This window comes from Brevundimonas mediterranea, from assembly GCF_014196125.1.
GTDB classification, from domain to species: Bacteria; Pseudomonadota; Alphaproteobacteria; order Caulobacterales; family Caulobacteraceae; genus Brevundimonas; species Brevundimonas mediterranea.
Genome location: NZ_JACIDA010000002.1, coordinates 596,200 through 619,538, shown reverse-complemented (window position 1 = coordinate 619,538; position 23,339 = coordinate 596,200). Strand labels below are relative to the sequence as shown.

At 67.9% G+C, this 23,339-nt stretch carries 25 protein-coding genes; 16 read left to right on the top strand and 9 right to left on the bottom strand.

What is annotated here, in order from left to right; all coding sequences use genetic code 11:
• Window positions 1-8 precede the first annotated feature (8 nt).
• Entirely contained in the window at window positions 9-590 is a 582-nt protein-coding gene (locus GGR11_RS11830) for an ATP-dependent Clp protease proteolytic subunit (protein ID WP_183197236.1), read from the bottom strand.
• Window positions 590-793 (bottom strand): hypothetical protein, encoded by a 204-nt coding sequence (locus GGR11_RS11825; protein WP_246331781.1) that lies wholly within the window; start codon window positions 791-793, stop codon window positions 590-592. Before GGR11_RS11825 ends, GGR11_RS11830 begins: the two co-directional genes overlap by 1 nt.
• 155 nt (window positions 794-948) lie before the next feature.
• Here GGR11_RS11825 and hisS point away from each other — a divergent pair, with 155 nt between their 5' ends.
• On the top strand, window positions 949-2,439 hold the full coding sequence (gene hisS / locus GGR11_RS11820) for a histidine--tRNA ligase (protein WP_183197232.1): 1,491 nt from the start codon (window positions 949-951) through the stop codon (window positions 2,437-2,439).
• A 373-nt stretch (window positions 2,440-2,812) separates the two neighbouring features.
• Here the strand turns inward: hisS and GGR11_RS11815 are convergent, their stop codons facing one another.
• A complete protein-coding gene (locus tag GGR11_RS11815) occupies window positions 2,813-4,933 on the bottom strand; it encodes a M13 family metallopeptidase (protein ID WP_183197230.1) in 2,121 nt (706 codons plus the stop codon).
• Window positions 4,934-5,088: 155 nt separating this feature from the next.
• Between GGR11_RS11815 and GGR11_RS11810 the strand changes: the two genes are divergently transcribed.
• Window positions 5,089-6,924, top strand: coding sequence for a cation:proton antiporter domain-containing protein (locus GGR11_RS11810; protein ID WP_183197228.1), 1,836 nt, complete (start codon window positions 5,089-5,091; stop codon window positions 6,922-6,924).
• A 200-nt stretch (window positions 6,925-7,124) separates the two neighbouring features.
• Complete coding sequence (locus tag GGR11_RS11805; RefSeq protein WP_008261977.1) at window positions 7,125-7,766, top strand: TetR/AcrR family transcriptional regulator; 642 nt, start codon at window positions 7,125-7,127, stop codon at window positions 7,764-7,766.
• A gap of 72 nt (window positions 7,767-7,838) precedes the next feature.
• Here the strand turns inward: GGR11_RS11805 and GGR11_RS11800 are convergent, their stop codons facing one another.
• From GGR11_RS11800 to GGR11_RS11790, 3 genes are read right to left on the bottom strand one after another with little or no spacing between them, the layout of a single operon-like run.
• Window positions 7,839-8,438 (bottom strand): Smr/MutS family protein, encoded by a 600-nt coding sequence (locus GGR11_RS11800; protein WP_183197226.1) that lies wholly within the window; start codon window positions 8,436-8,438, stop codon window positions 7,839-7,841.
• A complete protein-coding gene (locus tag GGR11_RS11795; RefSeq protein WP_008258757.1) occupies window positions 8,435-8,674 on the bottom strand; it encodes a helix-turn-helix domain-containing protein in 240 nt (79 codons plus the stop codon). Before GGR11_RS11795 ends, GGR11_RS11800 begins: the two co-directional genes overlap by 4 nt.
• A gap of 23 nt (window positions 8,675-8,697) precedes the next feature.
• Complete coding sequence (locus GGR11_RS11790) at window positions 8,698-9,354, bottom strand: DUF2975 domain-containing protein (RefSeq protein ID WP_183197224.1); 657 nt, start codon at window positions 9,352-9,354, stop codon at window positions 8,698-8,700.
• 461 nt (window positions 9,355-9,815) lie between these two features.
• Here GGR11_RS11790 and rdgB point away from each other — a divergent pair, with 461 nt between their 5' ends.
• Complete coding sequence (rdgB, locus tag GGR11_RS11785; protein ID WP_183197222.1) at window positions 9,816-10,418, top strand: RdgB/HAM1 family non-canonical purine NTP pyrophosphatase; 603 nt, start codon at window positions 9,816-9,818, stop codon at window positions 10,416-10,418.
• The gene (gene hemW, locus GGR11_RS11780) at window positions 10,411-11,583 is read left to right on the top strand and encodes a radical SAM family heme chaperone HemW (protein ID WP_183197219.1); all 1,173 of its coding nucleotides are present in this window, start codon (window positions 10,411-10,413) and stop codon (window positions 11,581-11,583) included. Before rdgB ends, hemW begins: the two co-directional genes overlap by 8 nt.
• A gap of 87 nt (window positions 11,584-11,670) precedes the next feature.
• Here the strand turns inward: hemW and secA are convergent, their stop codons facing one another.
• On the bottom strand, window positions 11,671-14,520 hold the full coding sequence (gene secA, locus GGR11_RS11775; RefSeq protein WP_183197217.1) for a preprotein translocase subunit SecA: 2,850 nt from the start codon (window positions 14,518-14,520) through the stop codon (window positions 11,671-11,673).
• Between the two features lie 281 nt (window positions 14,521-14,801).
• Between secA and GGR11_RS11770 the strand changes: the two genes are divergently transcribed.
• The 4 genes from GGR11_RS11770 to GGR11_RS11755 are packed head-to-tail and all read left to right on the top strand — an operon-like array spanning window position 14,802 to window position 17,741.
• A complete protein-coding gene (locus GGR11_RS11770; RefSeq protein ID WP_183197215.1) occupies window positions 14,802-15,731 on the top strand; it encodes a peptidylprolyl isomerase in 930 nt (309 codons plus the stop codon).
• Window position 15,732: 1 nt separating this feature from the next.
• Complete coding sequence (gene argJ, locus GGR11_RS11765; RefSeq protein WP_183197213.1) at window positions 15,733-17,127, top strand: bifunctional glutamate N-acetyltransferase/amino-acid acetyltransferase ArgJ; 1,395 nt, start codon at window positions 15,733-15,735, stop codon at window positions 17,125-17,127.
• A complete protein-coding gene (locus GGR11_RS11760; RefSeq protein ID WP_183197211.1) occupies window positions 17,124-17,537 on the top strand; it encodes a (deoxy)nucleoside triphosphate pyrophosphohydrolase in 414 nt (137 codons plus the stop codon). Before argJ ends, GGR11_RS11760 begins: the two co-directional genes overlap by 4 nt.
• A gap of 24 nt (window positions 17,538-17,561) precedes the next feature.
• Window positions 17,562-17,741, top strand: a complete 180-nt coding sequence (locus GGR11_RS11755; RefSeq protein WP_183197209.1) for a Flp family type IVb pilin — start codon at window positions 17,562-17,564, stop codon at window positions 17,739-17,741.
• A 20-nt stretch (window positions 17,742-17,761) separates the two neighbouring features.
• On the opposite strand, the gene GGR11_RS11750 is transcribed toward GGR11_RS11755, so the two are convergent.
• Entirely contained in the window at window positions 17,762-18,676 is a 915-nt protein-coding gene (locus GGR11_RS11750; RefSeq protein ID WP_183197208.1) for a methyltransferase domain-containing protein, read from the bottom strand.
• On the opposite strand from GGR11_RS11750, the gene GGR11_RS11745 reads away from it, so the two are divergent.
• The 7 genes from GGR11_RS11745 to GGR11_RS11715 all read left to right on the top strand — a co-directional run bounded on the left by GGR11_RS11745 (window position 18,675) and on the right by GGR11_RS11715 (window position 22,914).
• The gene (locus tag GGR11_RS11745) at window positions 18,675-19,469 is read left to right on the top strand and encodes a ComF family protein (RefSeq protein WP_183197206.1); all 795 of its coding nucleotides are present in this window, start codon (window positions 18,675-18,677) and stop codon (window positions 19,467-19,469) included. The two genes, GGR11_RS11750 and GGR11_RS11745, sit on opposite strands and share 2 nt — an antisense overlap.
• 62 nt (window positions 19,470-19,531) lie before the next feature.
• Entirely contained in the window at window positions 19,532-19,789 is a 258-nt protein-coding gene (grxC, locus tag GGR11_RS11740; protein WP_008262738.1) for a glutaredoxin 3, read from the top strand.
• Between the two features lie 4 nt (window positions 19,790-19,793).
• A complete protein-coding gene (locus GGR11_RS11735; RefSeq protein WP_183197204.1) occupies window positions 19,794-20,633 on the top strand; it encodes a carbon-nitrogen hydrolase family protein in 840 nt (279 codons plus the stop codon).
• A 7-nt stretch (window positions 20,634-20,640) separates the two neighbouring features.
• Window positions 20,641-21,075: a DUF1178 family protein gene (locus GGR11_RS11730; protein WP_183197202.1), complete on the top strand. Its 435-nt coding sequence runs from the start codon at window positions 20,641-20,643 to the stop codon at window positions 21,073-21,075.
• 1 nt (window position 21,076) lies between these two features.
• Window positions 21,077-21,898 carry a DUF6597 domain-containing transcriptional factor gene (locus GGR11_RS16950; RefSeq protein ID WP_183197200.1) on the top strand — a complete coding sequence of 274 codons (822 nt, stop codon included), beginning with the start codon at window positions 21,077-21,079 and terminating at the stop codon, window positions 21,896-21,898.
• Window positions 21,899-21,961: 63 nt separating this feature from the next.
• Window positions 21,962-22,426, top strand: coding sequence for a DUF6265 family protein (locus tag GGR11_RS11720; protein WP_183197198.1), 465 nt, complete (start codon window positions 21,962-21,964; stop codon window positions 22,424-22,426).
• Window positions 22,381-22,914, top strand: a complete 534-nt coding sequence (locus tag GGR11_RS11715) for a GNAT family N-acetyltransferase (RefSeq protein WP_246331780.1) — start codon at window positions 22,381-22,383, stop codon at window positions 22,912-22,914. The genes GGR11_RS11720 and GGR11_RS11715 overlap by 46 nt, the downstream gene beginning before the upstream one ends.
• Here the strand turns inward: GGR11_RS11715 and GGR11_RS11710 are convergent.
• Entirely contained in the window at window positions 22,911-23,216 is a 306-nt protein-coding gene (locus tag GGR11_RS11710) for a UrcA family protein (protein WP_183197196.1), read from the bottom strand. The two genes, GGR11_RS11715 and GGR11_RS11710, sit on opposite strands and share 4 nt — an antisense overlap.
• Between the last annotated feature and the right edge of the window lie 123 nt (window positions 23,217-23,339).

Below are 23,339 nucleotides of genomic sequence, written 5' to 3'. Positions count from 1 at the left end.
CGGCAGGCTCAGATCACGTCGGCGATGAGGCCGAAGGCCTTGGCGTCCTGCGCCTCGACGTACCAGTTCTCGGGCGCCCGTTTCAGCACATCCTCCATGGAGATGGAGGATCCGCGCACAAGGTTCTCGAACCCCTCGTTCTGGATCGCGATCGAGTGTTCCAACTCATGCAGCACCGCCCGGACCGAGGCTATACAGGTCGTCAGGGGGCCGGAGACATGGAGATGCTTGTCCATCTTGCGCTCGTGGATCATCACCCGCGTTCCGCGGGTCAGATAACGGTTTGGGATGGCGAAGAAGCTCATGAAGGTGGCGCCGGCCGAATAGATGGCGGCCTTGCCCAGAAACACCAGGCGGCGCTCGGGGTTGATCTCGCTCTGGAACCGCACGTCCTCGCCCATCATGCGCGCCACTTCCGGATCGCCGCCCAAGGTGGACAGTTCGATCACGACCAGGCCGGACGTGGGCGCACGGACCAACTGGTCCCGGAACCGCTCATACATCGCATAATCGACCGTTCCCGCCAGCAGGATGCGCGGAGCGTCGAAGGCTTCGGGCGTCAGAATTTCGGATGAAGGCGAAGCCGTCATCAGCGGCCCTCCGGCGACGACGGCTCCTCGACCGGATAGCCTTGGGACGACGCCCAGGATCGAGCTTCGCCGATGGAGAAGAAAGCCTGCTCGCGGATGCGTCGGGCGCCGCCTTCATCGACCAATTCGCATTCCCACCACCGGATGGTCCGGCGATCGGAGGTGATGCAGGTCTTGGAGACGAGGACGGCGTGTGGCGTCATGGCGCGCAACAACGGGCAAGACTTCGCCTTTGTTCCTTCGCGGTCCGATTTTCTTTGCGAGAACAACAGGCTGCCTGCAATTCACGGGCGTCTGCCCCCTGCGCAGCCGCCGGCGGTACGTTGCGATCATCTCCCCCTTGGCTTAAGCGCGCGCCATGACCGATGACGCCCCCCTTCGACCCCTCGCCCGCAATCCGCGCGGTTTCGCCGACAAGCGCGGCCGCGACCTGACCGCCGAACGCCGCATCGTCGCGCGCGTGTCCGAAGTCTATGAGCGCTGGGGCTTTGAGCCGCTGGAGACTCCAGCCTTCGAATACGCCGACGCCCTGGGCAAGTTCCTGCCCGACGCCGACCGGCCCAATGAGGGGGTCTTCGCCCTTCAGGACGATGCGGGCTCGGACGAGCCAGGCGACTGGATGGCCCTGCGTTACGACCACACCGCCCCCCTGGCCCGGTTCGCCGCCCAGACCTGGGAGACTCTGCCCAAGCCGTTCCGCCGCTATGCCTATGGCCCGGTCTGGCGCAACGAGAAGCCGGGCCCCGGTCGGTTCCGTGAGTTCTGGCAGTGCGACGCCGACACCGTCGGCTCGGACCGGCCCGAGGCCGACGCCGAGATCATCGCCATGGCCTGCGAGGGTCTGGGCACCGCCGGCCTTGGTGCGGGCCAGGCCCTGATCCGCGTTTCGAACCGCAAGCTGTTCGACGGCCTGTTCGACGCCGGCGGCGTGACCGAGGCGGGCCAGCGGCTGACGGCCCTGCGGGCCATCGACAAGTTCGACAGGCTGGGCTGGGAAGGCGTCGTCCAACTGCTCGGCGAAGGCCGTCTGGACGACTCCGGCGACTACACCAAGGGCGCGAGCCTGCCGGCCAAGGTGACGGCCGCCATCGAGGCCTTTCTGGCCTCGGCCAATACGCCGGGCCTGTCGCGGGCCGAGACCCTGGATGCGGTCGCCCGCTCGGGCGACCTGGGGACGGCGGGCGAGGCGGCGCTGAACGAGCTGGCCGCCATCGACCGGGCGCTGGCCGCCATGCGGGTCGGCCAGGACGCGGTGAAGTTCGATCCCACCATCGTGCGGGGGCTGGAATATTACACCGGCGCGGTGTTCGAGGCCGAACTGCTGCTGGAGACCACGGACGACAAGGGCCGCCCGGTCCGGTTCGGCTCCATCGGCGGCGGTGGGCGGTATGACGATCTGGTCGCCCGCTTCACGGGCCAGAGCGTGCCCGCCACCGGCTTCTCCTTCGGCGTCTCGCGCCTGGCCTCGGCCCTGCGCGCCGCCGGTCGCGGGGCGGAAGACGCCGTGCGCGGCCCCGTCGTCGTCATCGTCTTCTCCGACGACGACATGGCCCATTACCTGGCCGCCGTCGCCGAACTGCGCGCCGCCGGAATCGCCGCAGAACTCTATCTGGGCCGTGCGGGCATGAAGGCCCAGATGAAATACGCCGACCGGCGCGGCTCTCCGGCCGCGGTCATCCTGGGCGGCGACGAGATCGCAGCGGGCGAAGTCACCATCAAAGACCTGGACGCCGGCCGCGCCGCCGCAGCCGCCATCACCGACAACGACGCCTGGAAGGCCGAACGTCCGGGCCAGATGAAGATCCCCCGCGACGGCCTGATCGCTGCGATCAAAACTATTATCGAATAAGCTTCGAGAAAATAGTGCGTCAAATATGACTTATCAATGATAAGTCGAAGAAAGTTCGACTCCCCTCAATACGTGCGTTGACGCCGCAGGGTCCGATAGGCCAAATGAACTCACTCGAGGGCAAGCGTTGCTCAAGCGCGCAGCACTCGAAGGCGTTTCGGGGAGGAAACGTCCGCTCTTCAAAGAGCGCGAAAGCCCGCTGCGATGTATCCCCCGCAGCGGGCTTTTTCGCGCCTAGAGCCGCCCGCACCATGGACAATATGTGGACTATTTCGATGTGGTCTCGAGGTTTCCGGAGCGATTTGTCGAGGCGTCCGCCCATGAAAAAGGCCGGGGCGAACCCCGGCCTTTTCCGTTCTCGAATGGGCTCCGCCTACCAGATGCGGACGCGCTCTTCCGGCGTCAGATAGTATTTGGTCCCCGGCTGGACGTCGAAGGCGTCGTACCAGGCGTCGACGTTGCGCAGCGGGCCGATGACCCGGAACTGGGCCGCCGAGTGCGGGTCGGTGGCGACCTGCTGCTTCAGGGCTTCGTCGCGATACTTCGACTGCCAGACCTGGGCCCAGCCGTAGAAGAAGCGTTGGTCGCCGGTGGTTCCGTCCAGCACCGGGGCGGGCTTCCCGGCCAGCGACAGGTGATAGGCCTCCAGACCCACGGCCACGCCGGACGCGTCGCCGATATTCTCGCCCATCGTCAGGCCGGGGTTGATGGTGTAGCCGGCGATCGGTTCGTAGGTGGCGTATTGCGCGCCCAGACGGGCGGTCAGGGCCTCGAAATTGGCCTTGTCCGCAGGCGTCCACCAGTTGCGAAGCACGCCGTCGCCGTCGGACTTGGAGCCCTGGTCGTCGAAGCCGTGACCGATCTCGTGGCCGATCACGCCGCCGATGCCGCCGTAGTTGACCGCCGGATCGCCGTTCGGATCGAAGAAGGGCGGTTGCAGGATGGCGGCCGGGAAGACGATCTCGTTATTGGCCGAGTTGTAATAGGCGTTCACCGTCTGGGGGGTCATGCCCCATTCGGACTTGTCGACCGGGTCGTTCAGGCGCGACAGGTCATGGTTCCATTCGAACAGGCCTTGACGCTCGGCGTTGCCGACCAGATCGTCGGCGCGGATCTCCAAGGCCGAATAGTCGCGCCACTTGTCCGGATAGCCGATCTTGACGGTGAATTTGCGCAGCTTCTCCTGCGCCGCCGCCTTGGTCTCTGCGCCCATCCAGCTCAGGTTGTCGATCCGATGCGACAGGGCGGTGCGCAGGTTCGCGACCAGGTCTTCCATCTTGGCCTTGGATTCGGCCGGGAAATACTGGGCGACATAGAGCCGGCCCGTCGCCTCGCCCAGCGAACCTTCGGCGAAGGAGATGGCGCGTTTCTCGCGGGTGCGTTGTTCGGGCTGGCCCGACAGATCGCGCGAGCGGAAGCCCCACTGGGCGTCCGAGAACCGTTGCGACAGCAGGGGGGCCATATCGTCGGCGGTGTGGAAGGCTTCCCACGCTTGGAGCAGTTCGACCGGGGTCTCGGCGTAGAGGGCCGCGATCTTGGGCATGGCCGTGTCCTGGCGCACGATCAGGCGGGGCACGCCGCCCAGTTCGGCCGCATCATAATAGGCCTGCCAGTCGAAGCCCGGCGCGTCCTGGGTCAGTTTGGCGATAGTGACCTCGTTGTAGGTCTTGTCGCGGTTGCGGTTCTCGACCGGGGTCCAATGCGCCTCGGCGATCTTGGTCTCCAGAGCGACGATCTGGGCGGCGGTCTCGACCGGGTTCGCCCAGCCGATCATGCCCAGCATGTCGGCGACATAGGCCTGATACTTCTCTTTCTTGTCGGCGTAGCGGGCGTCCAGATAATAGTCGCGGTTCGGCAGGCCTATGCCCGACTGACCGGTCGAGACGACGTAGCGGGTCGGTTGTTTCGCATCGATGGTGATGCCGGTGCCGAAGAAGGAGCCGCCGAAACGGCCGACCGTCTGGCCCATGTAGACGGCCATCTTCTCATGGCTGTCGGCGGCGCGGATGGCGGCCAGATAGGGTTGCAGCGGCTGGGCGTCCAGCTGATCGATGCGCGCCTGGTCGATGTAGGACCGATAGGCGTCGGCCACCTTGGCCTCGTCCGAGCCGGGCGTCAGGTCGGTGCGCGCGGCCAGGCCGGTGACCAGTTCCTTCATCCGGTTGTCCGACAGTTCGCGCAACAGGGCGAAGGAGCCGTAGCTGGTGCGGTCCGACGGGATGACCAGCTTGTCGAAGGCCGCGCCGTTGGCGTAGCGGAAAAAGTCGTCGCCCGGCTTCACCGAGGTGTCGCGGCCGTTCAGATCGAAGCCCCAGGTTCCGTAGCGGGGGGCGTCCACGCCCTGCCAGCCGGCTGCGGTCTCCTCGCCCGAGAACAGCGAGACGATCGAGCAGGTCTCGTCGATACAGGCGTGGTCGTGGTCGATGTCCTGGGCGAAGGCGGCGGCAGGCGCCAAAAGGGCGCCGACAGCGGCGCCGATAAGCAGTCTTTTCATCACTGTATCCTAGGTTCCACCCTTGGAGCGGGCAGGTCGGAGCGGACCCTAGACCCGAGGTTGGGGCTGTCGCCTTAAAAAAAGTTCATGAAACGGTCGCGACGTCTCGCCAGGGACGGCGGTTCCGGGTCACATGCCGGGGATACGGAGGGCGAATGCAGGGGCACGGCGCAGACTACAAGGATCTGGTGGTCTTCCTGGCGGCGGCGGGGGTGATCGTGCCCCTGGTCAATCGGCTGAAGATCAGTCCGGTTCTGGGTTTTCTGGCCGCCGGGGTGGTGTTGGGCCCCAGCGGGCTGGCGCGGTTTTCGGACACGCTTCCCTGGCTCTCCTATTTCACCATCAGCGATCCGGTTCAGCTGGCGCAGTTGTCGGAACTGGGCGTCGCCTTCCTGCTGTTCATGATCGGGCTGGAGCTGTCGTGGGAACGGCTGCGCGCCATGCGGCGGCTGGTCTTCGGCCTGGGGCTGATGCAGGTCGTCGTCTGCACCCTGGTGCTGGCGGGTCTGTTCGTGCTGCTGGGCCAGAGCCTGGTCAGCGCAGCGGTGCTGGGCATGGGCCTGGCCCTGTCCTCGACGGCGGTCGTCATGCCGGTCCTGGCCGAAAGCGGGCGGCTGAAGGGTACGGTCGGTCGGTCGACCTTCGCCATTCTGCTGGCCCAGGATCTGTCGGTCGCGCCCATCCTGATCACCGTCAGCGTGATGGCCGCGGTCGCCCAGGCGGGCGGGTCGCTGGATCCGGCGGTTCTGGGACGGTCGCTGTTCACCCTGGTGCCGGCCGCCATCGGCCTGGGCCTGCTGGTCCTTATGGGTCGTGTGGTGCTGCGGCCGATGTTCCGCTCGGTGGCCCAGGCGCGCAAGTCGGCGCAGGGCGGCGAGCTGTTCGTCGCCGCCAGCCTGCTGGTCGTGGTGGTCGCCGGACTGGCGGCCCAGGCCAGCGGCCTGTCGATGAGCATCGGCGCCCTGGTCGCCGGGGTGCTTCTGGCCGAGACCGAGTTCAGGCGCGAGGTCGAGGTCTCCATCGAACCGTTCAAGGGTCTTTTGCTGGGGGTCTTCTTCGTCGGGGTCGGCCTGGGCCTGGACCTGGGCGCGGTCGCGGCCAATCCGGTCCTGCTGTTCGGCCTGGCCCTGGCCATCACCGTGGTCAAGACCGGCGTCATCTTCGGCCTGGCGCGCCTGTGGGGCCTGGGCGCGCGTCCGGCGCTGGAGACCGCCCTGGTCCTGGCGCCGGCGGGCGAGTTCGCCTTCGTGGTCTTCGCCACCGGCATGGTCGAGGGGATCGCCCCGCCGGCCCTGACCAGCACCGTGGCCCTGTCGGCGACCCTGAGCATCTTCTCCATTCCCCTCCTGGCCCTGCTGGGTCAGAGGCTGTCGCGCGAAAAGGCGCCGGCCCTGCCGACCACGCCCGAGGGCGCAGCCCCGCCGGAACAGGCCGACGGCGCCGTCATCATCGTCGGCTTCGGCCGGGTTGGACGACTGATCGGGGAGTTGCTGAAGGAACACGACCAGGCCTTTATCGCCCTGGACACCGACGCCGCCGCCGTGGCGGCGGGACGTCGCGACGGATTCGACATCTTCTACGGCGACGCGGGTCGCGCCGAGATGCTGGCGCATTGCGGCGTCCTGTCCACCCGCGCCCTGATCGTCACCATGGACGCCCCGGCCAAGGTGGACGAGGTGGTGACCACGGCTCGCGCCTTGCGCGACGACCTGATCATCATCGCCCGCGCCCGCGACGACCAACATGCGGCGCGCCTCTATGCCTTGGGCGTCACCGACGCGGTGCCCGAAACGACCGAGGCCAGCCTGCAGCTGGCGGAGAACACCCTGGTCGATCTGGGCGTGCCCATGGGTCTGGTTCTGGCCTCGATCCACGAGAAGCGGGATCAGTTTCGCCGCACCTTCCAGGCCGCCATACCCGCCGGAGGACGCAGTAGAACCACCCGCGCGTTGAGAATGCCTCAGATTGGGACAGGTAACCATAACAGTTAAGCTTAGAAATCGGGCTGTTAACCGCGACATTAGCTTTTGCGACCCATTTTCGTCATGGTTCCGTGATGCAAGCCCTGCTTCAGCATCGCGCGGTTGGCGGGCGAAGCAACATAACGTCTCGCCTCGCGGTCTAAGCGACTGACCCAGTCAACTTCGGGCCGTCAGGGCTTCCGAAATGCGTAGAGTAAAAGCCTGATTTCATGACCGATACCGTTCTCTCGACCGAAGCCGCTCCCCGCCTGAACCGCCGTCAGGCCGCCAAGGTCCGGACTCGCCAGAAGGTTCTGGACGCCGCCCGCTCCCTGTTCGCCGAGCGCGGCTATGAGCCGGCCACGATCCGCGACATCGCCAAGGGCGCCGGCATGTCCACCGGGGCGGTCTTCGCCAACTTCCAGGACAAGGCCGAACTGTTCGAAGCCGTCCTGACCGAGGACATGACCCGCCTGGCCGAGGTGGTCGAGGCGGGCGCGCCCCAGGGCGAACCCGTTCGCCAGCGACTGCTGGGCGCCCTCAGCGCCGGCTATCACTCCTCGCTGGACCAGTTGCCCTTGTTCCAGGCCATCGTCGCCCGGTCGTGGTTCCAGCCCCTGGCCGCCGAGATGCGCGCCCGCGCCGCGACCAAGAACCTGCTGCTGGCGATCGGCGGCATCCTCCAGGAAGCCGTCGCCAAGGGCGAAGTGAACAAGGACGCCGACATCCGCCTGTTGGTCGAGCTGATCTGGGACGCCTATCTGTCGAACTACCGCCGCGCCGCCTATGACGAATGGGACGCTCAAGCCCTGTCCGACCATATGGGCAAGCAGATCGACGTGATCCTGGCCGGCGCGCTGTCCGCCAAATAGTCCAATCGAAGCGCCTGAAAAGGTCGGGGCCGCCGCGCGGTCCCGGCCTTTTTCATGCCCGGCGTTCCGCGTTCAGGCCTTACGCTTCAGGGTGACGTAGAAGGCGCCGTTGCCGCCGTGCCTCTGGTGGGCGACGGTGAAGCCGGACACGACGCCGCGCAGGCCCGGCGACTGCATCCATTCTCCGAACGAGGCGCGGATCACTCCGCCGCCCAGCCGTCCCTGGCCGGTGATGACCAGGACCGCCCGCATGCCCCGCGCCTGGCACGACGTCAGAAAGGCCAGCAGCTGATCCTCGGCCTCGAACCGGCCGAAGCCGTGCAGGTCGATGCGCGCCTCGATGGGGTCCCGCTCGCGCGACAGCCGGAGTTTGCGGCGCGGCTCCAGATCCTCGGGCGCGGAGCGGACACGCGAGGCGGCGGGGCGGGACGCCGGGGGGCGGGAGTCGACCGGCGGGGCGGTCGGCAGGTTGCGTTGCGGCGAGACCTTGGGCAGGCGACGCGGATGCTCGGGCGGGGCGACCACGACATGGGCCGGAGCCTCGGCGCCGGGGGTGACGCGGGCGGCCTTGCGGCTGCGCGGGGCGGCGACCGTGCCGGTGATGCGGCTCCAGATGCGACGGTCCTCGGGCGTCAGCCCGTTCTCGTCACGGCCGGGGCCCTTGCGCTTCATGCCTCGGCGTCGTCGTCGAAGGCGTCGCCCGGACCGGGTTCGTGAACCAGCAGATCACCGGGCTGACAATCCAGTTCGCGACACAGGGCGTCGAGGGTCGAGAAACGCACGGCGCGCGCCTTGCCCGTCTTCAGGATCGACAGGTTCGCCACCGTCACCCCGACCCGGTCGGCGAGTTCGGTCAGCGACATGCGGCGTTCGACGAGGACGCGATCAAGCTGGACGCGGATGGCCATGGGGAAGTCCTACTGGAAACGGCTCAGATCGTCAGTTCGGATTCGCGGCGCAGGCGCGCCCCCTCGCGGAAAACCTCCGCCAGGACGAAGACGATCAGGACGGAGAAGATCGGGGTCAGCAGTTCACCCAGCCCCTGGGGGTCCATGACGCCTGGCGCCAGACGGGCGGCGACGAAGCCCTGTGCCAGCCAGACGCCGCCGGTCACGACCGCCAGGGTCAGGCCGATCTGGCGCAGACGGCGGACATTGTCGGGATGAAAAGGATCGCCCATGGTCAAGGTGCGGAAGATCCGACGCAGGCTGCGCAGGATCAGCATGAAGCCGCCGAAATAGGCGGTGGCCGCCCCCAGGCCGAACAGCAGAAGCATACGGGTCAGCGGCAGCTGTCGCCCGCCGGACTCGCCGCTGACGGTGATGTTCACATTGTCCAGGGGAATGAAGACGGCGGCGACCAGCAGCAACAACAGCAGGCCGGTGATGAGCCAGAGCAGGATATAGGCGACGTCCAGCGCCACCTTCAGCACGCTGGAGACCGAACCCGGCCCCAGGGCGCGGAACGTGGCCTTCAGCGGCGCGATCATGGCGCGCAGCCAGCGAGGAGCGGGCCATTTCGGGGTCAGCCATTTTGGACTCAGCGCCTCGCCTCGCTTCAGCGGATGTCGCGGCGGGAGCAGGCGCATGGTCGGTCTCAGGCCGGAGGGAAGGGCGCGACGGCTGCGCGGGGTCCGGCGAACCCGCGCGCAGCTCTATACATCGCGGTCTTCGTCAAGGTCGTCAAAGCTCTCGTGATCGATACAGGGCTGGACTTGGGGGCGATCAGAAGGCTTGAACCAGAATGGCGACCAGGGCGGTCGGCAGGGCGGCGATCAGGACCGTGTTGACGAAAGCGGCGCAGACCTTGTCGAGCCAGAGCGACATGTTCATCGTATGCATCAGGGTTCTCCGTTTTTTCCTGTATGGGTGATAATCACCCGTTTCATTTGTTATCCGCATGATCGTTCCGGTTTTTCCGGAAGTCCTGAACGGCGCGGCCCCGTTCCTGACGATCAATAGATAGGCCGTGCGCTGCTAAAAAGCACGTTACATATCGTTTAACGATATTAAACTTTGGCAATAGACTGTTTCAGGGCCGTGATCGTCGATGACTCTCAAGCTTTTCAAGGGGATGCGGATCGTCGCCGCCACCCATAATCCGGGCAAGGTTCCGGAAATCGCCGCCCTTCTGGGTGAAGATTACGAGATCCTCACCGCCGGCCAGTTGAATCTGCCCGAGCCGGACGAGACCGAGACAACCTTCGCCGGCAACGCCATGCTGAAGGCTCGTCACGCGGCCGCCCTGTCAGGCGAGGTCGCCCTGGCCGACGACTCGGGAATGTCGGTGGCGGCCCTGGACGGGGCGCCGGGCATATTTTCCGCGCGCTGGGCCGGGCCGGGCAAGGATTTCGCCGTGGCGATGAAGAAGGTCGAGGAGCGGCTGGAGGAGATCGGGGCGACGGACCGGGCCGCCTGGTTCACCTCGGCCCTGGCGGTGGCCTGGCCGGACGGGCCATGCGTGGTGGTGGAGGGCGAGGTGCACGGCGTCCTGACCTTCCCGCCGCGTGGCGACCGGGGCTTCGGCTATGACCCCATCTTCATTCCTGAGGGCGGCGCGCTGACCTTCGGCGAGATGGAGCCGGCGGCCAAGGAGGCCATCAGCCACCGCACCCGCGCCTTCGCCAAGCTGCGGGCCGCGTTGATTGACTGATTCCTCAGAGACCTGGGCGAACCCCGGTTCGGACGTCGGCCTGTATGTCCATTGGCCCTATTGTTCGCGCATCTGCCCCTATTGCGACTTCAACGTCGTGCGCGACCGGGGGCGGGTCGAGGAACAGGCGGGACTGGTCGAGGCGATCCTGGCCGACATGCGGGCGCAACGCGCGCTGACGGGGCCGCGCCGGCTGGCCTCGATCTTCTTCGGCGGCGGCACGCCGTCGCTGATGGCGCCCGAGGCCGCAGCGCGGATCATCGCCCAGGCGCGCGATCTGTTCCCCCCGGCGGGCGCGACCGAGATTTCGCTGGAGGCCAATCCGACCGACGCCGAGGCGGCCCGGTTCGCCGCCCTGGCGGGGGCCGGGGTGAACCGGCTGTCGATGGGGGTGCAGGCGCTGGACGACGCCGCCCTGCGGTTCCTGGGGCGGGATCATTCGGCGGCCGAGGCGCGGCGCGCGGTCGCTCTGGCCGGGCGGGCGTTTTCGCGCCTGTCCGTCGACCTGATCTACGCCCGGCCGGACCAGACGCCGGCCGACTGGGCCGCCGAGCTGGGCGCGGCCCTGGACATGGGGTTCGAGCATGTCTCGCCCTATCAGCTGACCCTGGAGCCCACGACCGCCTTCGGCCGGGCCCTGGCGCGCGGGACCCTGACCCCGCCCGATGAGGACCAGGCCGCAGCCCTGTACGAGACCACCCAGACGGTGCTGGAGGCCGCCGGTTTCGACGCCTACGAGGTGTCCAACCATGCGCGGGGCGTGTCGGCGCGGTCGGCGCACAATCTGCATGTCTGGCGGGGCGGCGACTATCTGGGCCTGGGGCCGGGCGCCCACGGGCGGCTGACGCTGGACGGGACGCGCACCGCCACCGTCGCCCATCGCCGGATCGCCGACTATGACGCCGGGGTCGAGGCGGGATCACCCTGGATGGAGACGGAACGGCTGGACGCCGCCGGCGCGGCCGAAGAGCGGCTGCTGTTGGGCCTGCGCACGGTCGAGGGGGCGCCGGTGGGCTTGCTCGCGGACCTGGGGCTGTCAGCGGAGGCGGCACCGACGGCGGATCTGATCGCGGACGGCTTCCTGAGACTCAGTGGCGACCGACTGGTGGCCACGCCGCGCGGGCGGCCCGTGCTGGACGGGGTGTTGAAGGCGTTGCTGACGTAGCTTTTCGCCCCGCGCAAACGCCCGCATCCGCAGCCGCCGTGCGCCCTCGGGACAAGCCCGAGGGTGACGGATGGGGGGAAGAGGGTCTTAGACCAGCGCCCCGTGGCAGTGTTTGAACTTGCGGCCCGAGCCGCAGGGGCAGGGGGAGTTGCGGCCGGTCATTTCCCAGCCGGGCGGCAGGGCCTCGACCGGAAGCTTGGAGCGGTCGTCGCCGATCAGGGTCCCTTCCGGGTTCTGGGCCGACGGATTGGCCATCTCGTTCTCGCCGGTGCCGGGGTTCAGGTGAATCTCCTGGAACTCGGGCATTTCCGGCGGCGCCTGGAAGCGGAACTCGACCGTCATCAGCCAGCGGGTGACGTTGTGGCGCAGGTCGTACAGCAGGTTCTCGAACAAGGCGAAGGCCTCGGTCTTGTATTCGTTCAGCGGATCACGCTGGCCGTAGCCGCGCAGGCCGATCACGCCGCGCAGATGGTCCAGATGGACCAGGTGCTCGCGCCACTGCATGTCGATCATCTGCAGCATGAACTGCTTCTCCAGACCGCGCGTCTGGTCGGCGCCGATCTGTTCCAGCCGTTCGGCGGCGCGGGCGTCGGCGGCGGCCAGAAGCCGCTCCTCGATCTCCTCGTTCGACACCCCTTCCTCGGCCGCCCAGTCGTGCAGCGGCAGTTCCAGGCCCAGGGTCGTGCGGACCTTTTCGTCCAGGCCGTCGATGTCCCACTGTTCGGCATAGGCCTTGGGCGGCATGAAGCGTTCGACCAGATCGGACACCACGTCGCGGCGGAAGTCGCCGACCAGTTCGGACAGATCCTCGGAGTCCATGAACTCCTGGCGCTGCTCGAACACGGCCTTGCGCTGGTCGTTCACGACGTCGTCGTATTTCAGCAGGTTCTTGCGGATGTCGTAGTTGCGGGTCTCGACCCGCTTCTGGGCGGTCTCGATGGCGCGGTTCAGCCAGGGGTGGGTGATGGCCTCGCCCTCAGCCACGCCGAAGGTCTTCATGATCGAGTCCAGACGGTCGCCGGCGAAGATGCGCAGCAGGTCGTCCTCGCAGGACAGGTAGAATTTCGAGGTGCCGGGGTCGCCCTGACGGCCGGTGCGGCCACGCAGCTGGTTGTCGATCCGGCGGCTCTCGTGGCGCTCGGTGCCCAGGACGAACAGACCGCCGGCGTCCAGGGCGATCTTCTTCTGCACGGCGATGTCGGCCTTGTACTGGGCCTCCTGCGCCTTCTCCATCTCGGGCGTGACCTCGACGGCCATGTTGCGCTGTTCCAGCAGCCACTTCTGCATCTTCATCTCGAGGTTGCCCCCGAGCTGGATGTCGGTGCCGCGGCCGGCCATGTTGGTGGCGATGGTCACCACGCCCGGCAGACCGGCGTCGGCGACGATATAGGCCTCCTGCTCGTGCTGGCGGGCGTTCAGGACCGAGTGCGGGATGCCGCGCAGCTTGGTTTCGTAGGTGATGTCATAGGCGGCGTCGCCGATCTTCTCGGCTTCCTTGGCCTTGCCCTCGTACTGGGGCTTCAGCTTGCGCGAGACCTCGACCTTGTATTCGAACTTGCTCAGCAGATCCGACAGCTGTTCCGAACGCTCGATCGAGACGGTGCCGACCAGGATGGGCTGGCCCGCCAGGTGGCATTCGGCGATCTGTTTGGCGATGGCCTGGTTCTTCTCGGCATGGGTCCGATAGACCTCGTCGTCATAGTCCTTGCGCTGGATCGGCCGGTTGGTCGGCACCTCCAGCACGTCCATCTTGTAGATGTCGCCGAACTCCTGCGCCTCGGTCGCGGCGGTGCCGGTCATGCCCGACAGCTTCTGGTAAAGGCGGAAATAGTTCTGGATCGTCACCGAGGCCAGGGTCTGGTTCTCGGGCTGGATCTTGACGTCTTCCTTGGCCTCGATGGCCTGGTGCAGGCCTTCGGACAGGCGGCGGCCGGTCATCATCCGACCGGTGAATTCGTCGATCAGGACGATCTCGCCGCCCTTGATGATATAGTCCTTGTCGCGCTGGTACAGGGTGTTGGCGCGCAGGGCCTGGTTGGAATGGTGGACCAGGCTGATGTTGGCGGCGTCGTAAAGGCCAGTGGTGTCGGCGGCGAAATAGCCGCCCGCTTCCAGCGCCTCTTCCATCCGTTCCGAGCCCAGCTCGGTCAGCAGGACCTGTTTCTGCTTCTCGTCGAGCTCGTAGGTGTCCTTGTCCTTGATCAGGTCTTTGATCAGGCCGTCCAGGATCTTGTACAGATCCGATCGATCCTCTGTCGGACCCGAGATGATCAGAGGCGTGCGCGCCTCGTCGATCAGGATGGAGTCGACTTCATCGACGATGGCGAAGTTGTGCGGGCGCTGCACCATCTCGCGCCGGTCATAGACGAGATTGTCGCGCAGATAGTCGAAGCCGAACTCGTTGTTGGTGCCGTAGGTGACGTCGGCGGCATAGGCGGCCTGGCGCTGGCCCTGGCTCAGGCCGTTGACGATGACGCCCACTTCCAGGCCCAGGAAGCGATAGACCTTGCCCATGGTCTCGGCGTCGCGGCGGGCCAGATAGTCGTTGACGGTGATGACGTGGACGCCCTTGCCGGGTAGGGCGTTCAGATAGACGGGGGCCACGGCGACCAGGGTCTTGCCCTCGCCGGTCCGCATTTCCGCAATGCCGCCTTCATGCAGGATCATGCCGCCGGCCAGCTGGACGTCATACTGACGCTGGCCCAGCACCCGCTTGGACGCCTCGCGCACCACGGCGAAGGCCTCGGGCAGGATCTTGTCCAGCGTCTCGCCGTTCGCCACCCGGTCGCGGAAGGCGTCGGTCATCATCCGCAGTTCGTCGTCGGACAGGGCGGCGAACTTGGGCTCCAACGCATTGATGCGCTGGGCGTGGTCCTGGAAGGCCTTGACCTTGCGGTCGTTGGAAGAGCCGAAAAGTTTCTTGGCGAAGCCGAGCATATTGGATCCGGTAAGCGGTCGAGCGTCTGCGAGCTGAGCGGCTCTGGAAATCCCGTGAGGGGCGGCGATACGGACGCCGCGAGAGGGGCCCGAACCGGTGGCGACCCCGATGCGCCGGAACTGGCGCGCGCGAAGGGCCGCGCAGACGATCAAAACCCCTCGACTTGGGCGCAGGCGGGACTTAAGCACCGGCCTAACCCCTGTCAACGCGAGGGGCTTTCGGCCGCCTTCTACGGAGCGCCCTCTTGACCCCATTTCGGCGACCTTTCGGCCTGTTTTCCATGGCTCTTCTGGCTGCGGTCTTGACGGTCGCCGCCTGTTCGCGCGGCGGCGGCGACGACAAGGCCCCGGAACCGGGCGACCGGCCGGTCGCCAAGGTTCAGGAGGAGACCGTCTGGGCCTCCGACGTGAAGCGCGAGGCGGTGGCCCAAGGGCTGGTGGGCGAGGGCGAGCCGCTGGACGTGACCTCGGACCTGTTCCGGCGCGTGCTGGACGAGGTGATCGACCAGAAACTGCTCGCCAAGGAGGCCGAGCGCCGTCGCCTGGACGCCTCGCCCCTGGCCCAGCGTCGCCTCGAGGCGACCCGCGAACGAATCCTGGGCGACATGTTGGTCGAGAGCGTGGTCAACGGCGCCATTTCCGACCAGGCGGTCCAGACCCTGTACAATGAGCAGCTTCGGCTGGCGAAGACGTCGGAGGAGATTCGCGTCCGCCTGATCCTGTCGCGCACCAAGCCGGAGGCCGAGGCGGTCATCGGCATCCTGGGCCAGGGCGCCAGTTTCGAGGCCGTGGCCATGGAGCGGTCGGTGGACGAGGCGACGCGCTTCTCTGGCGGCGACCTGGGCTATTCGACCCTGGACGTCATGCCCCAGGCCTATGCCGGCGCCCTGCGCGACAAACCGGCAGGCTCCACCGTCGGTCCGTTCCAGACCGAAGGCGGCTGGGCCGTGCTGCGGGTCGAGGACCGGCGCAAGGAAAGCCCGCCGACCCTGGAGCAGGCCCGGCCCCAGATCGTCCGCTACCTGACCTATGAGGGGGTGCGGCAGTTGCTGGAGCAGTTGCGTGGCAAGGCCAAGGTCGACGTCCTGCTGGCGGGCGAAACCGCCGGGCGAAACGAGGAGCCGGCCTCCGCCCCGCCGCCCGCCGCTCCCAGCGCCCCCCCGCCCGCCGACGCCCCCTCCCCGACTTCCGCCTCCGCCCCGGCCGCCTGACATGAACAAGCCCCCCTCGACCACCGGCCAGAAGATCGAACAGGCGTTCGAAAAAGCCCTGGATCCGTTCGCCACGGCCCTGAAACGCGCCACCCGCCCGGCCGAGCCCGCCCCGGCCCCCGCGCCCGCCGCCGGGAAGCCAGGTCTGGCCGTGTCGCCCCTGGCCGTGCCCTTCCCCACCATCCCGCCCATCGGCGGGGTCGAGATCGCCACCGCCCGAGCCGGCTTCTACAAGCACGAGCGCGACGACCTGGTGGTGTTCCGGTTCGCGCGGGGCACCAGTTGCGCCGGCGTCTTCACCCGCCACAAGATCGGCTCGGCCCCGGTCGACTGGTGCAAGAAGGCGCTGGGCGGGGCGGACGGCGGCAAGGACGTGCGCGCCCTGGTGGTCAACGCCGGTTGCGCCAACGCCTTCACCGGCAAGGCCGGCGCCGACGCCGCCCGCCGCACCGCCTCAGAGGTCGCCAAACGGTTCGGGTGTCGCCAGCGCGACGTCATGCTGGCCTCGACCGGGGTCATCGGCGTGGTGCTGGACGAAAAGAAGATCGTCTCCAAACTGCCCGACATCGAAAGCCGCCTGGACGCCGACATCCATCCGTCCGAGCAGTGGGCCCGGGCCGGACGCGGCATCATGACCACCGACACCTTCCCCAAGGGGTCCTACGCCGAGGCCGAGATCGAAGGCTACAAGGTCAGGATCGCCGGGATCGCCAAGGGCTCAGGCATGATCGCGCCGGACATGGCGACCATGCTGGCCTTCATCGTCACCGACGCCGACATCCATCCGAACGTGCTTCAGGCCCTGCTGGGCCTGCATGTCCGCACCACCTTCAACAGCGTAACGGTGGACGGCGACACCTCGACCAACGACACCGCCCTGCTGTTCGCCACCGGAACCTCGGGCGCGCCGCGGATCGGCCGGGTCGGCGACCGCCGGCTGAAAAGTTTCTCGGCCGCGCTCGACAAGGTGATGCTGGACCTGGCGCACCAGCTGGTGCGCGACGGCGAGGGCGCGACCAAGTTCGTCAAGGTGACGGTGGACGGCGCCGCCAGCCCGGCCTCGGCCCGTAAACTGGCCAAGTCCATCGCCGACAGCCCCCTGGTCAAGACCGCCATCGCCGGTCAGGACGCCAACTGGGGCCGGGTGGTCATGGCCGTGGGCAAGACCGAGGAACCGGTCGATCGCGACCGACTGGGCATCCGGTTCGGCCCCAATGTCGCCGCCGTCGACGGCGCCCCGTCCCCGACCTACGACGAGGCCAAAATGACCGCCTATATGAAGAACCCCGAGATCGACATCACCGTCGACGTCGGGGCGGGCCGGGCCTCGGCCACGGTTTGGACCTGCGACCTGACCAAGGGCTATATTGAGATCAACGGCGATTATCGCTCGTGACTGATACGCCTCTCCCTACCGTCCTCGTCGTCGCCGTCGCCCTGATCGATGTCGATGGGCGGGTGCTGATCGCCAAACGGCCGCAGGGCAAGGCCCTGGGGGGGCTGTGGGAGTTTCCAGGCGGCAAGGTCGAGCCGGGCGAGCGGCCCGAGGCGGCCCTGATCCGCGAGCTGCGCGAGGAGCTGGGCATAGAGGTCAGCGAATCCTGCCTGGCGCCCTTCGTCTTCGCCAGCCACGCTTACGATTCCTTTCACCTGTTGATGCCACTGTATCTGTGCCGCCGCTGGAACGGCGTGGTCGCCGCGCGCGAACACGACGCGCTGGCCTGGGTGAAGCCGGACAAGCTGTCGGCCTATCCTATGCCGCCGGCGGACGAACCCCTGGTCGCCTGGTTGCGCGACCTGCTCTGATCACCGCCGACCAGGAGGCCGGCCATGCGACGTTTCACCGCCCGGTTCCTGAATGACGACAGGGGCGCGACCGCCATCGAATACGGCCTCATCTGCGGCCTGATCTTCGTCGCCATTCTCGGCGGGCTGAACGCGCTGGGCGCAGCGAACGGCGGTCTTTATAATCAGGCCATGCAAAAGATCGCAGACGCCCTGAACCGCTGAAGCAAACCCGGAGACGTTCGTCAGTCGACCTCGTCGCCGGTCATCTCCTTCACGCCCAGCGCATCCGCCAGCCGGGCCTTGGCCGACCCGCGCGGCAGCGGCTTCTGCTGGCTCTCGTGCGGCTTCCAGCCGGCCAGATGGATGATCTCGAAGGTGGCGGGGATGCGGCCGTTGGCGTCGCCGTGGCGTTCGGCGTACAGGGACGCGGCGCGGGCGATCACGGCGCGGCTGAGCGGGCGGATCGGCCCGTCCAGCACATTGGTCTCGCCCATGGCCCGCAGGTCGCGGACCAGGGCGAACAGGTCGGGATAGCGGACGGTGAACCGATCCACGTCCGAGACCGGCAGGGCGAAGCCGGCGCGCTGCAATAGGGCGGCGCCGTCATAGCCGTCGGCGAAGGGCGAGACCCGCGCCTGGGCCCCGCCGCGCTCGGCCAGCTCCGCCTCGGTCAGGACCGATCGCAGCTCCTTCAGTGTGCCGGCTCCGAACAGGGTGCCGATGAACAGCCCGTCCGGCTTCAGGGCCTTGCGGATCTGGGCCAGGGCGCCGGGCAGGTCGTTGGCCCAGTGCAGGCTGAGCAGGGAGACGATCAGATCGGTCGATCCCTCGTCCAGCGGCAGGGCGGCGGCGCCCGGCGCGGCCCGCTCGGCGCGCGACGTGGGGCTGGCGACGACGCCCACCCGGCCGGCGGCGTCGCTGGCGGCGAGGGCCTGGGCGAACGGGCCGGAATGGGCCGAGAGATCGACGGCGACCGGAAAGTCGCGCAGGATGGCCTCCAGGCTGCCCGCTGCATTTTCGGCCGCCCGGACGTGCAGGAAGTCGGCCTGGCCCAGTCGATGGGCCGCACGGGCCAGACGGGCCTCGCGTCGCCAGGCGTCGAAGATGCGGGGCGGGGCGCTGGAGGATGCGGACGTTGCTTCGGGGAAGGCGGTCATGATGATGCAGGATGGGGGCTGGCGCCGCGCCTGGGAAGGGGCGGGGCGTCAGTTGCGCGACGTGGGGCGCGGTTTGGCGGATATCGTCCTGCCGCCCCTGGCTCACGACAGCCGCGAGGCGACGGCGGCGGCCGGTCTGACGCCCGACGCCTGGAGCCGGATCAAATTCCTCGACGCGCCGGTGTGCGACGGCTGCGGCGCGGCCTTCGAATTCGACGGCGGCGCCTTTGCCGAAACCTGCTGCGCCGCCTGCATCGCCCAACCCTATGTCTTTGCGCGGGCCAGGGCGGCCTGTGTCTATGACGACCACTCGCGAAGTCTGATCCTGCGCTACAAACACGGCGACCAGCAGCAGTTCGCCTCCCTGTTCGCTCGCTGGATCGGCCGGGCCGCCACGGATCTGATCCAGGACGCCGACGCCGTGGTCCCCGTCCCGCTGCACCCGTTTCGCCTGTTGTCGCGGCGGTTCAACCAGGCGGCCGAGATCGCCCGCCCCCTGGCCGGCCACGCCCGGCTCGACTATCTGCCCGACGCCCTGACGCGCAGGACCCACACGACCAGCCAGGGCGGCAAGAGCCGGCGCGGACGGCGGCTGAACGTCAAGAAGGCCTTCATCGTCAGCGAGATCTGTCGGCGGCGGATCAAGGGCCGGCGCATCCTTCTGATCGACGACGTGTTGACCACGGGCGCGACCGGCGAGGCCTGCGCCCGCGCCCTGATCGACGCCGGGGCCAGGGCGGTGGATCTCGCCGTCATCGCCAGGGTGCGAAACGCCCGTGAACTGACTATGTAGAACTCAAATACGGGCGGCTAGGCCGTCCGACGCCCTTGGGCGCATCATTCTGGAGATCCGAATTGGCCGACGTCGTCATCTACACCAAGCCCGGTTGCCCCTATTGCTACAGCGCCATGGCGCTGCTGAAGAAGAAGGGCGCTGACTATACCGAGATCGTCGCCTCGAACGACCCGGCCAAGAAGGCCGAGATGGTCGAGAAATCCGGCGGCCGCATGACCTTCCCGCAGATCTTCATCGCCGGGAACCACGTCGGCGGATCCGACGACATCCACGCCCTGGACCGCGAGGGCAAGCTCGACCCGCTTCTGGCGGCCTGATCCCATGAGCGGCGGGCTCGACATCGCCCTGATCCAGACCCGCACGCCGGCGACGGCGCCGCCGGCCCTGGCCCATGTCGAGCCCCTGGTCCGCGAGGCGGCGGCCGGCGGGGCGAAATTCATCCTGACGCCCGAAGGGACCAATGTCCTGGAGCAGCGCCGCGACCGCCGCGACTCCGTCGTCACGGACGAGGACGCCGACCTCGTCGTCCTGGGCCTGCGTCGTCTGGCGGCAGAGCTGGGCGTCTGGCTGCTGATCGGCTCGGCCATCGTCCGCTCCGGCCAGGTCGGCGACGGCCGCGCCGCCAACCGGTCGCTGCTGATCGACGCGGCCGGCGGGATCGTCGCCCGCTATGACAAGCTGCATGTCTTCGACGTCGATCTGCCGAACGGCGAACGCTACCGCGAAAGCGCGACGGTGCGGCCCGGCGATGCGGCGGCGGTCGCCGACACCCCCTGGGGTCGGCTGGGCCTGAGCATCTGCTATGACGTCCGCTTTCCTTACCTGTATCGCCACCTGGCCAAGGCCGGAGCGGCGATGATTGCGGTCCCGGCAGCCTTCACGGCGCCGACGGGCCAGGCGCACTGGGAGACCCTGTTGCGCGCCCGCGCCATCGAGACCGGCGCCTTCGTCCTGGCCCCGGCCCAGGGCGGCCTGCACGAGGACGGGCGCCGCACCTGGGGCCGGTCGACCGTGGTCGGACCCTGGGGCGAGATCCTGGCCCGGGCGGATCACGACGACCCTTGCATCCTGACGGCGAAACTGGACATGGAGGCGGTGGCCAAGGCCCGCGCGGCGGTGCCCGCCCTGACCCATGACCGCGACTTCCAGCCCGCCCAATGATCCGCCCATGATCCGATACGCCCTGAAATGCGACCAGACCCACGGTTTCGAGGCCTGGTTCGGCTCTTCGGCCAACTACGACGACCAGGCCGCGCGCGGCCTGGTGGAATGCCCGTTCTGCGGCTCCAACAGGGTGGAGAAGGCCGTGATGGCCCCTGCGGTCGGCGGCGCACGCCAGGCCGATCCGGCCTCGGACATGGCCGCCAGGATGCAGACCGTCATGATGGCCGCCGCCCGGGAAGTCCGCGCCCACGTCGAGGCGAACTTCGACTATGTCGGCGACGCCTTCGCCCGCGAAGCCCGCGACATCCATGAAGGCAAGTCCGAGAAGCGCGAAATCTACGGCGAGGCCACCCCCGCCGAGGTGAAGAAGCTAAAGGACGACGGCGTGCCCGTCTCGGCCCTGCCTGACGCCCCGCCGGATCCGTCCAAGGTGAACTGAGGTGGCCTCGGGGGAGGAAAGGTATCAGGAGTTCGCGCCGCCGCCCGCGCTTCGGCCCTTCGTCCGCACGATCTGGACCTATGCGGCTCCCGATCCGTCGCGGACGATCCAGCGCATCGCCCCGGACGGGTGTCCCGAACTGGTCTTCGACCTCGGCGCCCCCTACGCCGAACAGGGCGAGGACGGGGTCTTTCGCTTGCAACCCCCGGCCCTGTTCGCCGGCCAGATGACCCGGCCGCTGGTCATGCATCCCACCGGCCCGACGGAACTGGTGGCCGTGCGTTTCGAACCGGACGGCGCACGAGACTTTCTGGGCTTTCCGCTCAGCGCGGCGACGGATCGGCGGCTGGACATGGTCGAGCGGCTGGCCGGGTTCGCCCCGCCGCCCGGCGATCCCGCAGGCCAGGTCGCCGCCTTCGTCGCCTGGCTGGAGGATCAGCGACGCCGAACGGTCTGGTGGATCGATCCCGTGGTTCGCGCCGAGATCACCGCGGCCGAGACGGAAGCGCCGGCTCCGACCCCCGCTTCGGCTCGGGCCGCCAGCGCACAGCGCGCGCTTCAACGGCGTTTCGCCGACCGCGTGGGCGTGTCGCCGCGCCTGCTGCGTTCCATCTTCCGTTTTCGGCGGGTGTTCGACCACGCCGCCCACCCCGGCGAAGACGTAGAGGGGTGGCTGGAGGCGGGGCTTCAGGCCGGATATTTCGATCAGCCGCAGATGGCGCGCGATTTTCGCCGGTTTCTGGGTTGCACCGCGACCGATTGGGCCCGCGATCAGCACGCGTTGGCCCGCGCCATCGCTTCGCAAGCGCGTGTTGCGTCGTAAACCTACAAGCCGGACGCGCCCAGCAGGTTTACCGATCCACATCGACACGGAGGGAGACCCGACATGCTGACCGCGCTGATGATGACCGCCGCCCTGCAGGCGGACTTGCGCCCGGACCTGGAATGGATGTCCGGCGCCTGGCGGGTCTGCGATCCGGGGCGCGAGGTGTCCGAAACCTGGACCACGCCGCGTCTGTCGCTGATGACCGGAATGACGGTGACGGTCCTGGGGGACCGGGTGGGCTTCGAACACTCGCGCATCGCGCCGACCGGCCCCGCGCCTGACGCTCCTCTCGCCTATTTCGCTCAACCGGACGGCCTGCCGGTCACGGTCTTCCCTGTGGTCGCCTCCGGCGCAAACCGCGTCGTTTTCGAGCAGGCGGCCGACGACGACTTTCCAAAGCGCATCGTCTATGAACGCGATGGCGACACCCTGTACGCCCGTATCGAGGGCGATGCAGGCGGAGAGACGAAGACGGTCGAATGGCGATTTCACAAGACGGAACTGAACAGCCGCTGCCCGACCTGACCTGGCGGCCCATGCGGCCGACCGACATCGACGCCGTGGTCGAGACCGCCCGCCTGTCCTTCCCGGACCATTTCGAGGACCGGGCCTGTTTCCAGAACCGGCTGGCGCTTTATCCGCGCGGCTGTTTCGTGCTGGCGGACGGCGAGGCTGCGGCGAAAGGCTATCTGATCGCCTATCCGTGGCGGGCCGACAGCGCGCCGCCGCTGAACACGGTGATCGAGGGCTTGCCGGCGGAACCGGCCCTGATCTATCTGCACGACCTGGCCCTGCACCCCCAGGCGCGCGGGGGCGGGGTTACGGGGGCCGTCGTCGAGCGGCTGGCGGAACAGGCGGCCGGGGACGGCTGGCCCGCCATCGCCCTGGTCGCCGTCAATGACGCCGTGAATTTCTGGCGTCGCCGCGGGTTTGCAGAACACGCGGCGCCGGGCATGGCGGCCAAGCTGGCCAGCTATGGCGCCGACGCCCGCTATATGATCCGCCGCCTCTAGGGCCGGTTCAGGGTCCGCCGTCCCCCTGCCTGTACGAAGAGGCGACGCTGTTCCCTAGGGAGCTGGTAGAAGGCGCGACGCTTCATCTCACGCTCGCAGACGCTGGGCATGCCCACGTCGTTCGGCGTCAGAAGGCCGCGATAGCGGGCGCACCAGCTTCGGCTCGCCGCCTGAATACGCTCGGCCAGAACCGCAGCGTCGCCCGGGCGGGCCATGGCGAGATCGCGGGCGTCCACCCGCATGTCCGGCGCAGTCCCTGTCGCCAGCAGACCCGCCATAATCATTCCCATCAAGGCCGACATCGTCTTCTCCATTCCTGAACGGTCATGCCGTCACGGGAATAGAGGGAGCCGCCATGCCCCACAGATGCGGCGTCGGGAATGAAATATCGGTAAGGCGGCGGCGGACGGTGAAACGCCCGCTCT

Coding starts and splice junctions, on each gene's coding strand:
- GGR11_RS11830 (WP_183197236.1), bottom strand. CDS start 590: ATGACGGCTTCGCCTTCATCCGAAATTCTGACGCCCGAAGCCTTCGAC.
- GGR11_RS11825 (WP_246331781.1), bottom strand. CDS start 793: ATGACGCCACACGCCGTCCTCGTCTCCAAGACCTGCATCACCTCCGAT.
- hisS (WP_183197232.1), top strand. CDS start 949: ATGACCGATGACGCCCCCCTTCGACCCCTCGCCCGCAATCCGCGCGGT.
- GGR11_RS11815 (WP_183197230.1), bottom strand. CDS start 4,933: ATGAAAAGACTGCTTATCGGCGCCGCTGTCGGCGCCCTTTTGGCGCCT.
- GGR11_RS11810 (WP_183197228.1), top strand. CDS start 5,089: ATGCAGGGGCACGGCGCAGACTACAAGGATCTGGTGGTCTTCCTGGCG.
- GGR11_RS11805 (WP_008261977.1), top strand. CDS start 7,125: ATGACCGATACCGTTCTCTCGACCGAAGCCGCTCCCCGCCTGAACCGC.
- GGR11_RS11800 (WP_183197226.1), bottom strand. CDS start 8,438: ATGAAGCGCAAGGGCCCCGGCCGTGACGAGAACGGGCTGACGCCCGAG.
- GGR11_RS11795 (WP_008258757.1), bottom strand. CDS start 8,674: ATGGCCATCCGCGTCCAGCTTGATCGCGTCCTCGTCGAACGCCGCATG.
- GGR11_RS11790 (WP_183197224.1), bottom strand. CDS start 9,354: ATGCGCCTGCTCCCGCCGCGACATCCGCTGAAGCGAGGCGAGGCGCTG.
- rdgB (WP_183197222.1), top strand. CDS start 9,816: ATGACTCTCAAGCTTTTCAAGGGGATGCGGATCGTCGCCGCCACCCAT.
- secA (WP_183197217.1), bottom strand. CDS start 14,520: ATGCTCGGCTTCGCCAAGAAACTTTTCGGCTCTTCCAACGACCGCAAG.
- GGR11_RS11770 (WP_183197215.1), top strand. CDS start 14,802: ATGGCTCTTCTGGCTGCGGTCTTGACGGTCGCCGCCTGTTCGCGCGGC.
- argJ (WP_183197213.1), top strand. CDS start 15,733: ATGAACAAGCCCCCCTCGACCACCGGCCAGAAGATCGAACAGGCGTTC.
- GGR11_RS11755 (WP_183197209.1), top strand. CDS start 17,562: ATGCGACGTTTCACCGCCCGGTTCCTGAATGACGACAGGGGCGCGACC.
- GGR11_RS11745 (WP_183197206.1), top strand. CDS start 18,675: ATGATGATGCAGGATGGGGGCTGGCGCCGCGCCTGGGAAGGGGCGGGG.
- GGR11_RS11750 (WP_183197208.1), bottom strand. CDS start 18,676: ATGACCGCCTTCCCCGAAGCAACGTCCGCATCCTCCAGCGCCCCGCCC.
- GGR11_RS11735 (WP_183197204.1), top strand. CDS start 19,794: ATGAGCGGCGGGCTCGACATCGCCCTGATCCAGACCCGCACGCCGGCG.
- GGR11_RS11730 (WP_183197202.1), top strand. CDS start 20,641: ATGATCCGATACGCCCTGAAATGCGACCAGACCCACGGTTTCGAGGCC.
- GGR11_RS11720 (WP_183197198.1), top strand. CDS start 21,962: ATGCTGACCGCGCTGATGATGACCGCCGCCCTGCAGGCGGACTTGCGC.
- GGR11_RS11715 (WP_246331780.1), top strand. CDS start 22,381: ATGGCGATTTCACAAGACGGAACTGAACAGCCGCTGCCCGACCTGACC.
- GGR11_RS11710 (WP_183197196.1), bottom strand. CDS start 23,216: ATGTCGGCCTTGATGGGAATGATTATGGCGGGTCTGCTGGCGACAGGG.